The following is a 13,162-nucleotide window of genomic DNA, read 5'->3' as shown; positions in this document are numbered from 1 at the left end:
TTCAAGACAGCCAGTATAGCGGATCGGTTACCGCCATCGGCAAAGGGTCCGCCCGGCCCCAGAACCTCGTCGTCGCCCTGATATAGCGGACGAGGTCTTTCCTTCTGATCCTGAGATTCTCGCTTGGCAGCCGGGGCCCGGGCATCAGGTCGACATAGTCGCTAGCGGTGTCGGACCACAGCGCCGGTGCCATCGCGCGAAGCCGCTCGCAGGACGCTCCTTCGCCATGGCGCACGACATTGGCTACCGTGAAAATCTCAGTCAGCTCAGTGCCGAGATCGCCGATCGCCAGATCGATACTCGCAAGGTTTGCACAGGCAAGCAAATGCTCCTGGAAGCCGCGGAGCTTTGCCAAGTCGACCAGTCCCATGGCCCTCGCCCAACTGCTGAGCTGCCGCTCGAAGACTGCGGCCAGCGTCAGCACGAAGGATTTGGCGGCCTCGTTTGACGTATAATTATCGACCTGGGCCCCTGCGCGGTCCAGAAATTCGTCCATCGATCTTGCCTCGCCGTCTTCGAGGATGGGATGGACCACCAGGCCATCCATCGCGGGCTCGATGATGCGCTCGTAGAGCCGGGCCAGGTTCGCCTGAAATATCCGAGGGAGTTGCTCACTTAAGACCATCATGGCGTTCCCCACCTGCACAGCGGAAACCAGAACCGTTTCCAGCAGAGTGCGGCGAGATCCATGACGGTGATTGAGCGGAGGGCGAACACACCCTGGGCATCGGTCGCGTGCTGTGCCCCGAAGATGGAATTCGAGACGAGCTTGCCCTGGTCGTCAGTGCAAAGCAGGTCGTATCCATAAGAATAATGCACCGCGCCGATGTCGAAATCCGCCCAATCGGCCATAAGCTTGCGCAATACCTTCAGGAAAGACGCTTGCGTCGCGTGATTGCGTGGACTGGCTGCCTCGGCGCCGATCCCTTCACGCCAGAGATAGCGATCGAGCGTGATGTTGTTCAGTGCCGCCGCCTGCGCGTATTGCTGATTCGACGCGGCAAGACCGTGGGCGGCCGAGAGCTGCTCGCCGAAACTCTGCAGGGCGCGCAACGGATATTCGCCGAAATGCCGGATGAAGGCGCTCATGCGGTCCTGCCGCTCGCCGATCGCGTAGCGCGTGTCAGAAGCCCAGTCGGCCGGTCCGAACGTTGGCAGCGCGCCATAGCCAATACGCGGACCACGCATGATCCGGAAGCCGGTCGCGAGTGCGGCAGCGATGATCTCCTGCCGCGTCGGCGGAATGGCTGGCGGCTGCGTTTTCGTGCCGACCGTCAGCAGGAGGTCTACGCGGTCGGAGTTCCTGAGGCTCTCGGCGGCGAAGGCCGCTTCGGGAATGCCGGCGTGGATGCGGCCCTTGCGGATGCAGCGCTGGATGTACCACCAGGCGATCCGCCGCTTCTTCGACTCCCAGCGGTCCCTATCGAGCGGCCACCACTTTTCCAGGAGACGGGCGATCTTCGGATCGGCGATCGTGCTGTATGTGTTGGTGTCGAAGGTGACCGCGATCGGTTTCCTCATGGCCATAGAGGGCGATCGGCGGCGTTCGGATAGGCCAAAATCATTCCCTACCCCTTGCGCGTAATGAAGGCGAAGTCAGTGGCGCCTGCTTTCGCGGACAACTCCAGCCAGTGCTCGTTGAAGTTGGGCAGATTGGTATGCTCGAGCGCCGCGGCGGCCACCGCAGCGCAATAGGCGATCCCGACATGCACGGTCGACCCCAAGAAATTGAGAAATCGGGTCAAGTCCGGCGGGTAAGCCAGGTCGGTATCGCTTTCGAAGATACGGTGCCGTTCGCCATCCACGAAGGTGTTGATCGCGCTCTCCAACACCGCGTAACCCAGAAACGCCTCGGCCGGCGCACCGGGTTGCGTCAGAACGACGTTGAGTTCGGGGCGCCATTCGAGAGTCTTCTGGCTGAGCGCTGGGTTGACATGACCAACCGCGATGTTCCGGATGTATTTCGCGAATTCGAAGTTCCGCCGATGCGGCGTGATGATCTCCGAAATGGCCGGATGGTCCTTGTAAAGAGCACGACAAATTAGCTCGAGATCAGTCACGTTTGCACAAGATACCAGAAGCTGTTTCACCAGGATGAGTCTGACGCCATCATCGCTGGGGTCGGTCTCAAGGGCAGCGTCGGCGGCGACGAGATCGCCGTGGGCCAGGCGGGCAGAAATGGCTATATGAACAAAATCCATGGAGTGATCCGTCTGTGCGCTAGCGATCCGAAACCTGTCCGTTCCGAACAAAATGGTCGAAGACGTCACTCTCCTCTTCCTCCTCCTGAAAGCGTGGGCCTTCCGCTTCAAATTGCAGCACCGTGATTTCCTGATCGTAGCGGTCGGAGCGGAGGCACATCTCGTGCACCGGCTCGGGAAACCAGACGCCAGCTTGCTGCGTGACGCCGGCAAGCGCCGCATCGGAATAATCGCGTCGTGCCGCAAAGGCCTGCAGGGGGAGTTCGAATACGGTGTCTCTCGTGCGGATGTAGCGTCCCGATTTAAGCGCCGCCTTGCTGGGTTTCGCCCAATGGGCAAACCCCTCATTCGACACCACCATGATTGCCCGCGTCTCGGTGTATTCGAGCCAGCGCAAGATCGCCGCAGTCAGCGAAACGCCGTAGCGCTTTGCCACTCGACCGAGCGCGTCGAAATCGGCGCTAGCCTTGGCTGGCAGCTGGCGACGGACGTCATGAAACGGCATGAGCAACGCGGCGGCAAACTCGTCGGCTTCCTGCTCAATACCGGACCCGTCGCGACGAACTACCGCGTTCTCGTCGCAATAGATCCCGCCGTCGAAACGCCCGTCCTCCTCGATTAACTCGCGGTGCAGGACGTAGTGGGCAAACTCGTGCCCCACGGTGAACGAGCGGCGCCCCGCAGACTGGCCGAGATGGTACATAATCGCCCATTGGCGCGGCCGCGCCTCGCCATAGACCAAGGCCCCAACGCAGCCTGGGATGTTGCGCTCGACGACTTCGTGGATGGGACTCTGGGGCGCGACCTTTCGGGAATACTCCAGCGCAAGACCGATCACGTCGACGGGCGCGCGATCAAACCGATCCGCTCCGAGGACCAAGTCGAGCATCTGGGTAATTCGCGCTGCCTCCTTCAGCGGCTGGGGACGGCTCGGATCGCTCATTTGCGGGTCTTTGTATCGAGGATGCGGGCCATTTCTCGAAGCTGCCGACGCGTCTCCTCTGGCAGACCGCTATATTGTCGAAAGAAGGCGGTGTCCTCAGCCTCGCTGAGCGTTTGCGTGTCGGCCCCGAATAGATAGTCGACGGTAACCCCCAGCGCGGCTGCGATCGCGGATAGCTTCTCGGCCGACGGCCGGGGCGGATTCTTGTTTTCGAGCTCCCAAATATAGCTCTTCGACGAGCCGGTCTCCTGCGCAAGCTGATCGAGCGTTAAGCCCTTCTGCGTTCGTAAGTCTTTGATCCGCTCACCAAATTTCATAGCTGGCCCTTCCACTCGATCCGCCCGACCCGCGTTCGGAGTAGCTATATTGTAGGTCCCTTGACAGACGCATTCAAGCTCCCCATCTTGTTCGGAGTAGACGCACTTATATTTGCATCACCCCGAACACTGCGCGGGCGGTGGCGAGATGCACAGATACAGCCCAGCCCGCCGTGGAGATAGATGTGAATATCCAGCTTGCGCCGACCGGCCTCAATCCTTTCGACGACCCTCTCGACCGCATCCTCGCCGAGATTGCGCTCAGCGTTCAGCTGCCGCCCTCGCTCCATGACAAGGCGAAGTCGCGTTATGAGGCGGTGCGGCGCCATCTAGAGGCCACCACCGCCTTCTTCGACCAGATCGAGCACTTCTACCCGCAGGGCTCCATGGCGATTGATGCGACGATTTCGACGCGCGGCACCGACGACGAGTATGATCTCGACATCGTCTCGCAGCTCGGCGGCCGCTTTCGCGGTATGGCGCCTCTTGAAATCCTGACCGAGCTGGAATCCGCGCTCAGTGACTATCCCGTGCAGCGTGTGTTGCGGCAGACGCGCTGCGTCACTCTGTTCTACGCCGACAAGATGCATCTCGACGTCACGCCGTCGCTGCGCGTCTACAGCAGGCTCGATCGCGAAAGCCGGATCACCCATGCCAAGGGTCCGAGGCGTTCGGACGACGACCGCCTGGTCGACATGAATGCCTATGGGTTCGCGCAGTGGTATGCGAACAGGACGCCGCTCGAACTGCGGATGGCGAAGGAGTTCCACCGGCGGTGGCTTGACCATGCGGGCCTTGCGGCTCGCGCCGACGCCGATGTGGACGATGTTCCAGATCAGTGCGACTTCATCGTCAAGAACACGGCGACGCTCGCCCTCCAGCTCCTCAAGCGCGTCCGGAACATTCGCTACGCCAACTCTGCCGGGCGTATTCCGCCGTCGGTGATGCTCTCCTACTACGCCGGGCTCGCCGCGCAGCCGAACATGTCGCTCAGCGCCATGCTCGTTCGCCTCGCGAGTTGGATCATCCGCGAAGTCGAGCAGGCCTCGCTCTACGGGCGGCTCCTACATGTCGCCAATCCGGTCTGCGCGACCGATGTCTTCACCGACCGCTGGCCGGAATCCATTGCTCAGCAGGATGAGTTCGCCGAACACCTGCACGAGCTCGTCCGTTCGCTCGAGGCGATGCGCAAGGGCGAAATGTTCCCCAACGCGATGATGGACACGTTGCGCGACGACTTCGGCGAACGGGTCGTGACCCGTGCCGCAGACCAGATCGCCATCGAGGTTGGTGGCGGGATCCAGCAGTCCCGTCAGCTCTACACGCGACGCGGCGGCGTGCTGTTTCCTACTGCCGCCGCGGTCGCGGCGTCGACCGTCAACCCGGCGGTCTCGGCGGCGCGGCCCCACACTTTCTTCGGGCGCAAGATCTGATGCGGGCGGCGCCCCTCTCCATCGACCAGCAGATCGCCGCGATGAAGGCGACCTGGCCACAGTTCGCTGCGCGCCGCATCGACCGCCGCACGCAGTCCGCTCGGTGGGTGGGAAGCCTGAGGCCGCAATATTCAAGCTACTCACTGGAAATCCGTTATGAGCTCGGGACGTTCCCCGGGGTGCGGGTGCTCTCACCCGAGCTGGTTCGGTTGCCCGGCAATTCCGAGGGGCAACTGCCCCATGTCTATCCGCCTGCCGAGGATCCGACTCTTTGCCTGTTCGATCCTCGCGAGAGGGAATGGTCATCGACGATGACTATCGCCAACACGACCATCCCTTGGGCGCTCGACTGGCTCGCCTGCTACGAACTTTGGTTGATGACCGGGCGCTGGACCGGCGGCGGGCGGCACGCCGGATCAGAATTCGCCGAGGTAACGGAGGCTAGCCAATGAACTATATTCCGCCGCGCCGGTCTGACGGCACGATCCAACATGCTCGACTAAAGCAGTCATGGCCGCAGGGCCGCCCGTTGCGCATCCTGTCGATCGACGGTGGCGGAATTCGCGGCGTGTTTCCTGCGGCGGTCCTGGCCGAACTCGAAAGCCGCTTCCTGGGCGGCGCTTCCATCGCCAATCACTTCGACATGATTGCCGGCACCTCAACGGGCGGCATCATCGCGCTCGCCCTTGCCCACGGGATGACGGCCGGACAGGCCTTGAACATCTATCTCGAGCGCGGCGAGCGCATCTTTCCGCCGGCGGCGGGGCTCCGCAAGATGTCGAGGGCGCTGCGCTGGCTGTTCAAGCCAAAGCACGACCAGGCAGCCCTCAAGGAGGAGCTGCTGCGGATTTTTGGCGACAAGGTGCTGGACGATGCCGTCACCCGGCTGGTCATCCCGAGCTTCGAAGGGCGCCACGGAGAGCCGTTCCTCTACAAGACGCCGCACCACCCGGACTACCAGAAGGACCGCCATAAGAAGTTTGCGCATGTGGCGCTCCACACGACGGCGGCCCCGTCCTATTACCCCGGTGTCGAGGACGACGGCTACGTCATGATCGATGGCGGCATTTGGGCCAACAATCCGGTCATGAACGCGCTGATCGACGCCCTCGCCTGCTTCGACATCGCGCGCGAGGACGTGCGTATCCTGAGCCTGGGAACGGGTGAGTCCATTTTCACTGTCGATGAGCGGGCGCGCACCGGCGGCATCAAGGATTGGGCGTTCATGCGCTCTTTCACTGCGGCCGCCCGCGCGCAATCCCGCAATGCCCTGGGACAAGCCTATCTGCTGGTCGGCAAGAACAACGTCACAAGGATCGATGTGCCGGAAAGCGACGCGCCGATCGCGATGGATGACGTTCAGCGCTCGATCCGGGAGCTGCCGATGGTGGCACGCAGTCTTGTCGAAGGCGCCGGGCATCACATCGAGCGAGTGTTTCTCGACGGCACAGTCGAGAGATTCATCCGGTGTCCGATGACGTAAGCGTCTGATCGGGCACTCGTCTCTACCGGGCCGTGAGTAGACGACACGCGAGCTCGCGCTCGCCCCAGCGGGTCGAGAAGGTGTCGGAAACCTCGAACCAGCTTCCGTCATTGCCGACGCCATGGTTGGCGCCCATGCAAGAACACTGGCATTCGTGACCCTGCGCTTCCTGGCACGCCCGCGCGCAGATCTCCTGCTCGCGGTAGGGCTGGATGATGTAGACCTTGCTGAAGCGCAGAAGCGCCCGATCAACGAAGTCGTTGAACCAGGACTTCGGCAATTCCCAATATTTCTTGCCCGCGATCCAAGCCGGCGACGTTCGCCTTCCATTTTGAAGCCACTGGCGGTTTGTCTCCACATACGGAAGACGAACACGTAAAAGCTGACCTTTACCCGTTCGCCGCAGCACGACCGGTATGACCTCCTGCCCCCAGACGTAGTTCAAACTCAGCCCGTTCATGTTCGTTCACAGCCCTCTCGTGTGAACATAAACCAAATTCTCAGTCTTCATATCGCTTCTCAGTACTTCGAAGAAGCCCGTCAGCCTCTCGAAGCTCCAAGGAGAGGATATTCATGTCAGGTTGGATCGAGAAAGCCTTCGACTGGTCGTACCAACGCCACTGAAACCGCAGAGTCTTTCCTCCCTCACTCCTCTCCCAGACATGTAATTGGGAAGGCTTTCCATCTCCCTGCTCAAGCAACCCATGACGCTCTGCTTCCGCAGAGGCGGTTGAAGCCGAACAGTCCCCAGCGGCATGTTTCATCGCCTCTGCGATCGCTTCAAATGCGTTCTCTAATTCCGTGAACATCGCTCCTCCTTCAAACCCCTGTGCAATGTGGGCACTCGGGATCTGCCTCTATCGAGAAATCCCTGCCGTTGCTCTATGCTTCCTGATTCTGCGAGGGGTTCAATGTATCTCAGGAATATAAAGCTCAACAGCTTTCGCTCTTTCGACGAAGGAGAGATCGAACTCCAAAAAGACTTGACGGTCTTCGTGGGTGAAAACAACGGCGGCAAAAGCAACGCGATCGACGCAGTTCGCCTGCTTACGACCCCTCTCGGTGGACGACGGGAAATATATTGCGAGTCGACGGACGTTCGCTTTCAAAGCGCGACCAGCTACTTCGAGCTGGAGGGGTGCTTCGCAGAGCTTTCGACGGGGCAGCAAGGCCGCTTCATTTCGGCTGCGACGGATGCGTCGCTGACCCAAGCGCGCTTCGGCTTGCGTTTCGATGGCACGCGAGCCGGCGTCAAACCGGTGCTCTGGGCCGGCAAAGAAGGAAACTCTCCAGAACCAGGCTGCCACGACATGGTCCGGCACGTCTATCTACCGCCGCTGCGCGATGCGAAGCGTTCTTTGGCGTCCGGAAACCCAACGCGGATCATGGCGCTATTAAATCATTTTCTCGAGGGGACCACTCCAGCGCAACTCGCGAAAGAACTCGCGCGGACCCACTCGCATGATATCCTCGTCAAGGTAGACGGTGCAGTCGAGAAGGGTCTATCAGCCCTGACGTCCGGGGTTCGCCGACAAACGGCTTCACTCGGGTTCGCTACCGACGAAGCTTTAGTCGATATCGCCCGAGACCTGCGTTTCAAGCTCGCCGACCACGGCGTTGATCCCGAAGACCTTCGGTATTCTGGGCACGGATACGCAAATCTCCTGTTCATGGCGATCATCGCCGTTGAGCTTGAGAAGGTCCGATCAGCCGACCTCACGCTTTTCCTCGTTGAGGAACCAGAGGCCCATCTCCATCCCCAGCTTCAGGCGGCCGTCCTCTCCTTCTTGAGAGACCAGGCCGAGCAATCACGCAAAGACGCGCCCGCCGACCACGCTCCATCTGGCGAGCTCCAAGTGATAGTCGCCACGCATTCGCCGAACCTTTCTGCATGGGTCAGCAGCGACCGTTTGGTGGTGTTCAAATCCGTCGTCGCGAGCACCAAACAAGCGCAGGCCGGCGAACCAGGTATCGAGCCGACTTTGGCGGATGCAGCGGTCATTGGAGGCGGGTTAGGCACTGACCACGCCAAGACCGACGTGGCAGGTACCGATGCACTCACCGCCACCATGACAGCGGCGGCACTTCGCAGGTCTACCCGCTGCATTCCCTTGTCGCTGATGCCGCTTGATTCGCTGGAGCGGCGCAAGGTCGATCGCTATCTCGACGTGACGAAGGCGGCGCTACTATTCGGCGGACGAGTCTTGCTCGTCGAAGGAATTGCAGAAGCGCTTCTCCTCCCGGCCATCGCAAAGCATCACACGCTGAAGGATCATCCCGACCAACTTCGTCTGTTCAAATCAACGGTGTTTGTGCCCATCGATGGCGTCGATTTCAGTCCCTACGCGACGCTGTTGCTGACGACGGTCAATGGTGCTCGCATAGCGGACCGCGTCGTCATCCTGACGGACGGAGACAAAGGGACCGGCGACAGCGACGATGACGAGGATGATGACGAGGAACTGCCAAGCGACGCCTCGGACGGAGTCCCCGCCAGCCCCGCATCGGAGCAAGACGTACCCCTGGTCTCCGACGAGGATGATGAGGCCGTCCCAGAGGAGCCATCTATTCCAGGTGAGATGCGCAAGGCTGCATTGATGAGCCTGGCTAGCTCACTCGGCGCGAGCGAGCATCTTGCGGCGGTCACGAGCATCTACTCGCTGGAGACCGAGCTGCTGGAGGCGGGCAATTCCGCTATCCTTCGCAAGGCCTACCTGACGCTTCACCCAAGATCGAAGAAGAAGTGGGACAACGCCGTTGCGCTCAGCGGCGACGAGCGCGCGAAGAAAATCCACGAGATATTCAAGAAGACCCGCAAGGGCGATTTCGCTCAGATTCTCGCGCGGCTGATCGAGGATGGCGACACGTTCGTAGTCCCCGCCTACATCGCAAAGGCCATCGAAGAGGTCGTCGTCCCGTGACCCTCTCCTCGTATGTTCCGACCCAAGAGCAGCAGGACGTTATCGATCACGTCGGCACGGCGTTCGTAACGGCTTGCCCTGGCGCGGGTAAGACCAGGACGATGGTCGAGCGCGCCCGTCAATTGCTAAATCATCCCGACGACCGACGCGGCGTCGCGTTCCTGTCGTTCACAAACGCCGCGGTCGATGAGCTGGAGGCACGCCTCCGCACCTTCGGTGTGCTGCCGGCGCCAGTGTTTCCCAGTTTCATCGGAACGTTCGATCGATTCCTTTGGCAGTTCTTGATCGCACCCTTCGGCATTCCGGACTGCCACCAACTGCCGAGGCTTGTCCCCGACAAAAGCAATTGGGAGGTGAAGCCGCCCTACGACGGCGCGCAGGCGCTCCGGTTGCGATGCTTTGACCGAGCAACGGGCAAGGTTATTCCCGCGCTCGCAAAGGACGAGGGCTTCGACGTCGACAAGCGCCAGATCGCGGCGCATGAGACCACCGCGCTCTCCACGATCAGACGTGCGCGAAGCCAAGGCCAAATCGACTTCGAAGATGTCCGCGTCTGTGTCCGTGAAAGGCTGACCGACCTGGCCTTCGCCAAGCGTCTCGGTGCTGCGCTCGCGGCCCGATTTCGGGAGATCATTGTCGATGAAGCCCAGGACTGTAACCCTGCTGATCTCGAGATTGTCGACTGGCTGCGGGCATCCGGGATCAGAGTGAAGGTCATCTGCGACCCCCACCAGTCGATTTACGAATTCCGGGGCGGCGTGACCGACGAACTTCAACGGTTCGCCGCGACGTTCGAGGCAACGGATCGTTTGCCGATGAGCGGCAATTTCAGATCCAGCCCAGCAATCTGTGCCGCGATCGTGACGCTTCGACCACCGTCCTCGCGCTCCGATCCGGACAAACCGTTGGGTCCGCATCGCGCCGATACGACGCCGGTCCACATCCTGTCGTATGGCGGAAGCGCCGTCTCGCCGGCCATCGGTTCAACCTTCCGGGGCCTGGTCGAGGGACTGAGCATCCCCTTACATCTCGCGCCGGTTCTAGCCTCCACGCGGGCCAGTGCTTCAAAAGCCATCGGTCAGCCGACGATCGAGCCGACCGCCCACATGACGTTCCTTCTGGCGGAAGCGGCCATGAACTATCATTTCGCGTTCGCCGTTGGAAATCGTCGTGACGCACTCGTCAACCTGCACCGCGTTGTCCTGCTGGTTCAAGGCCGCCTCGGTGCGCTGGGAGGCTATCATAGCTACCTGCTGAGCGAGGCACTTGAGGACGGCCGTTGGCGACCGGAGATCATCGCGCTCGCCAATGGCCTCCGTTTCGGTCAAGGCGACACCGTTGATGAATGGCTGGCCAGGGCGCGCAATCTTCTCGTCGCTGGTCTCGTCGCAAACTCCACCATCAACCAGCGCCTGAAAGCGCACGCAGACCTGACGACGGCGCTTGCCCGCGCCCCCACAAACTCTCCGCCGGCCCGCACGATCCACTCCGTAAAGGGCCAGGAGTTTCCTGCGGTGTGCGTGGTCATGACGACGAAGACCGCCGGCGCGATCATTGACCTCCTCGAAGGCCAACCGTCGGACGCCGACGAAGAGGCCCGTAAGATTTACGTCGGAGCCTCGCGGGCCGAGCGCCTGCTCGCGATTGCTGTCCCGAAAAGCCGGGCCGCACGGCTCCAGACACTTCTCACCAATGGTGGGTGTGAGGTCCGTCTCCATCAAATCTGATCGGCTCGGCGGATTTACCGACCTCGTGCATCGCGGCGAACGGGTGCAGGTGAAGATGCAGACACGGCTTGCCTGGTCGGCGCCGCCAGCATTGGGCTTGCTCGGCTCGTGCCTAGTTGGAATTTTTGCGCAGCATCGACGAGTTCGAGCGTGCCCGATCGACCGAACGAAATTTCTAGACGTCGCTTACTCAGATCGAAAGTAAACGTCACGCCGTCTCTGTCGTACGTCGCTCGTTTGGTCCGATCGTCGTCGTGGACCTCACCACCCTGGCTTTCCTGGATGTCTTCAAGCTTTTCAACCAATGCGTCGAACGTGTCGTCCATCCGCTCGAACTCTATTACCAAGCGGTCGAACTCATTGCCGAATATTTCGTCGATCGCGGCGCGATGCGCGTCCCAGCCATCGCGCAGCTCCAGTCGACGCCGGATGATATACTCTGCGGGGTCATCAGGGTTCTGGCCCGTCTCGATCGAATAACGGAAGGCCGCCGTGTCCAGGTCACCGCCACCGCCATCGCCGGCCTTCTGGACGTCCTTCCGCCGCGCGTTGAGCGCCTTGCGCGCGGACTCGTAGAGCTCCTGTAACTCTTCCGCGACGCGCTCGGTGAGCAGACGCTGGCACCACGATTCCACTGACTCGCTTATTTCGGTCGGCACGGTGTGCTTTTTGGTTCGCGTAAACCCAGGAAGCCGGCGGATCTCTCCCGTTTCCGTGCCTTCCAGAAACTCGCTGTTGTTGCGCAGCGAGATGCCCGCCAACGCCGCATCGGCCGGCACGGTGGGCGGTTTCGGAATATGGCGAATCTGGAAGCTGCTGCTTCCCGAGAGAATCGCTTGAGGCGTTTGAGTACCTCGCACCTGCATTTGGCGCGTGATGAACCCCGGAACTTCCTTTTGAAGATAATCGCGCAATCCGAAGTCGGTCAGCCAGCGATCGCGCGTCAAGGCTTTCGGCGCCCGACCTTCCATCGCTTCAAGCAGGAAGTGCGTCCAAATGCCGTGTTTTAGCGTTGCCGCGGGATATGACTTTTCGCCCGGCGAGCATGACAAGAAGACGCCGAGGTACCACCCGCTGTCGAGAAACTCCCTGACCTCATCAGCATCGAGATTGGTGATAACATCGCGCGATCTGACGACACCGCTGAATCTCTCTGCGCACGCATCGACAAACACCAGCGCCTGACGGCACTCGCTATCCATCAGCGGTTCCAGAAGATCGTCGCGCATCGACAGCGACGTATCCTCGACGGTGTGGCGGTTGGTATCGTAGGTACTGAGGCGGTTGCCGCCAGCACCGTGAAACCCATGTCCAGCATAGTAGAAGATGAAGAGCTCATCATCAGCGAGAGTCTTGATCGTGTACTTCAGATCGTCTCGCAAAGCCGTCAGACTGGCATCGGTGTCCTTAAGGACATGTACCGACACGTCCTCGTCCGGTAGATCGGCATAGATTCTCTTGATAACGTCAGCGAAGGCGTCCCCGTCGGCATGTGCGAAATCGACGGATGGCAACGGCTCGCCCTTGGGCGGCTTTCGATAGTTCTCGATCGCGACAACAAGGGCGGTTACTCGCGTAAACCTCCGCTCAGGTCGCGCGTCCACCTCAGTCGGCTGAGCTCCCGAGACTCCCCTCTTAGGCATCATCGTCCTCGTCAAGAAATTCGTTCTCTAGCCTCCGCGCGTCAGCGCGCAGGCGATCAAGGTCGTGACCAGATCGGTGAAGCACGAGTAAGACGAACAGCAACCGACGAGCCGTCGGGCTCATCGCCCTTTTCCGCCCCTCGCTCGCTCCGGCCGCTCCCCAGGAGCGAACAGTTACGGCGCTCGATCCGGTCAACCGGGCAAGCCGGGCGCTGCGGCCACTGGCTTCACCGTCGTTGAGTTCCTGCGCGATGCGCCTGACTGCTGCGGATTGATCCACGTATATCCTATCACTCTGTCACAGTGACAGCGTAACACTGTGCGATCCCGCAAAACAAGGCACCGATCGCGGGCACGGCGTTCCCACGCCTCCGCGAAGTCCACGTTTTGCGAGAGTTCAGGTAAGCACGCATCGAGATCCACCTTGACTCTGGCTGTCGAAAGAAGAACAAATAGCGAACATGATGTTGAACCCGTCCCTGGAGGTCGACAAA

General features: G+C 60.9%; 13 protein-coding genes. 5 read left to right on the top strand and 8 right to left on the bottom strand.

Features of this window, described 5'->3' with window-relative positions; genetic code table 11:
• Position 1: 1 nt before the first annotated feature.
• The 5 genes from EJ077_RS13630 to EJ077_RS13610 are packed head-to-tail and all read right to left on the bottom strand — an operon-like array spanning position 2 to position 3,461.
• Complete coding sequence (locus EJ077_RS13630) at positions 2 to 646, bottom strand: hypothetical protein (protein WP_210212166.1); 645 nt, start codon at positions 644 to 646, stop codon at positions 2 to 4.
• Positions 625 to 1,527, bottom strand: a complete 903-nt coding sequence (locus EJ077_RS13625; protein ID WP_135928550.1) for a hypothetical protein — start codon at positions 1,525 to 1,527, stop codon at positions 625 to 627. Before EJ077_RS13625 ends, EJ077_RS13630 begins: the two co-directional genes overlap by 22 nt.
• A gap of 41 nt (positions 1,528 to 1,568) precedes the next feature.
• On the bottom strand, positions 1,569 to 2,201 hold the full coding sequence (locus EJ077_RS13620; protein ID WP_208702593.1) for a hypothetical protein: 633 nt from the start codon (positions 2,199 to 2,201) through the stop codon (positions 1,569 to 1,571).
• A 19-nt stretch (positions 2,202 to 2,220) separates the two neighbouring features.
• A complete protein-coding gene (locus EJ077_RS13615) occupies positions 2,221 to 3,144 on the bottom strand; it encodes an ImmA/IrrE family metallo-endopeptidase (RefSeq protein WP_208702591.1) in 924 nt (307 codons plus the stop codon).
• Positions 3,141 to 3,461, bottom strand: coding sequence for a helix-turn-helix domain-containing protein (locus EJ077_RS13610; RefSeq protein ID WP_128222382.1), 321 nt, complete (start codon positions 3,459 to 3,461; stop codon positions 3,141 to 3,143). The genes EJ077_RS13615 and EJ077_RS13610 overlap by 4 nt, the downstream gene beginning before the upstream one ends.
• A gap of 185 nt (positions 3,462 to 3,646) precedes the next feature.
• On the opposite strand from EJ077_RS13610, the gene EJ077_RS13605 reads away from it, so the two are divergent.
• From EJ077_RS13605 to EJ077_RS13595, 3 genes are read left to right on the top strand one after another with little or no spacing between them, the layout of a single operon-like run.
• Positions 3,647 to 4,894, top strand: a complete 1,248-nt coding sequence (locus EJ077_RS13605; protein WP_135928547.1) for a nucleotidyltransferase — start codon at positions 3,647 to 3,649, stop codon at positions 4,892 to 4,894.
• On the top strand, positions 4,894 to 5,346 hold the full coding sequence (locus tag EJ077_RS13600) for a hypothetical protein (RefSeq protein ID WP_245458736.1): 453 nt from the start codon (positions 4,894 to 4,896) through the stop codon (positions 5,344 to 5,346). Before EJ077_RS13605 ends, EJ077_RS13600 begins: the two co-directional genes overlap by 1 nt.
• On the top strand, positions 5,343 to 6,377 hold the full coding sequence (locus EJ077_RS13595) for a CBASS cGAMP-activated phospholipase (protein WP_135928546.1): 1,035 nt from the start codon (positions 5,343 to 5,345) through the stop codon (positions 6,375 to 6,377). The genes EJ077_RS13600 and EJ077_RS13595 overlap by 4 nt, the downstream gene beginning before the upstream one ends.
• Before the next feature lie 22 nt (positions 6,378 to 6,399).
• On the opposite strand, the gene EJ077_RS13590 is transcribed toward EJ077_RS13595, so the two are convergent.
• Together EJ077_RS13590 and EJ077_RS13585 are read right to left on the bottom strand one after the other, a co-directional pair.
• Entirely contained in the window at positions 6,400 to 6,822 is a 423-nt protein-coding gene (locus EJ077_RS13590) for a hypothetical protein (protein WP_245458735.1), read from the bottom strand.
• A 55-nt stretch (positions 6,823 to 6,877) separates the two neighbouring features.
• Positions 6,878 to 7,186, bottom strand: a complete 309-nt coding sequence (locus EJ077_RS13585) for a hypothetical protein (protein ID WP_135928544.1) — start codon at positions 7,184 to 7,186, stop codon at positions 6,878 to 6,880.
• Between the two features lie 102 nt (positions 7,187 to 7,288).
• On the opposite strand from EJ077_RS13585, the gene EJ077_RS13580 reads away from it, so the two are divergent.
• Both EJ077_RS13580 and EJ077_RS13575 read left to right on the top strand, forming a co-directional pair.
• Positions 7,289 to 9,298 (top strand): ATP-dependent nuclease, encoded by a 2,010-nt coding sequence (locus tag EJ077_RS13580; protein WP_208702589.1) that lies wholly within the window; start codon positions 7,289 to 7,291, stop codon positions 9,296 to 9,298.
• Complete coding sequence (locus tag EJ077_RS13575) at positions 9,295 to 11,025, top strand: UvrD-helicase domain-containing protein (protein ID WP_135928542.1); 1,731 nt, start codon at positions 9,295 to 9,297, stop codon at positions 11,023 to 11,025. Before EJ077_RS13580 ends, EJ077_RS13575 begins: the two co-directional genes overlap by 4 nt.
• Before the next feature lie 14 nt (positions 11,026 to 11,039).
• Here EJ077_RS13575 and EJ077_RS13570 read toward each other — a convergent pair whose 3' ends face one another.
• Positions 11,040 to 12,629 (bottom strand): caspase family protein, encoded by a 1,590-nt coding sequence (locus tag EJ077_RS13570; protein ID WP_245458734.1) that lies wholly within the window; start codon positions 12,627 to 12,629, stop codon positions 11,040 to 11,042.
• Positions 12,630 to 13,162 lie beyond the last annotated feature (533 nt).

Source organism: Mesorhizobium sp. M8A.F.Ca.ET.057.01.1.1 (assembly GCF_003952565.1).
Classification (GTDB): Bacteria; Pseudomonadota; Alphaproteobacteria; order Rhizobiales; family Rhizobiaceae; genus Mesorhizobium.
Note: the sequence above shows the minus strand (reverse complement) of the source record. Positions and strands in the feature narration are given on the sequence as shown.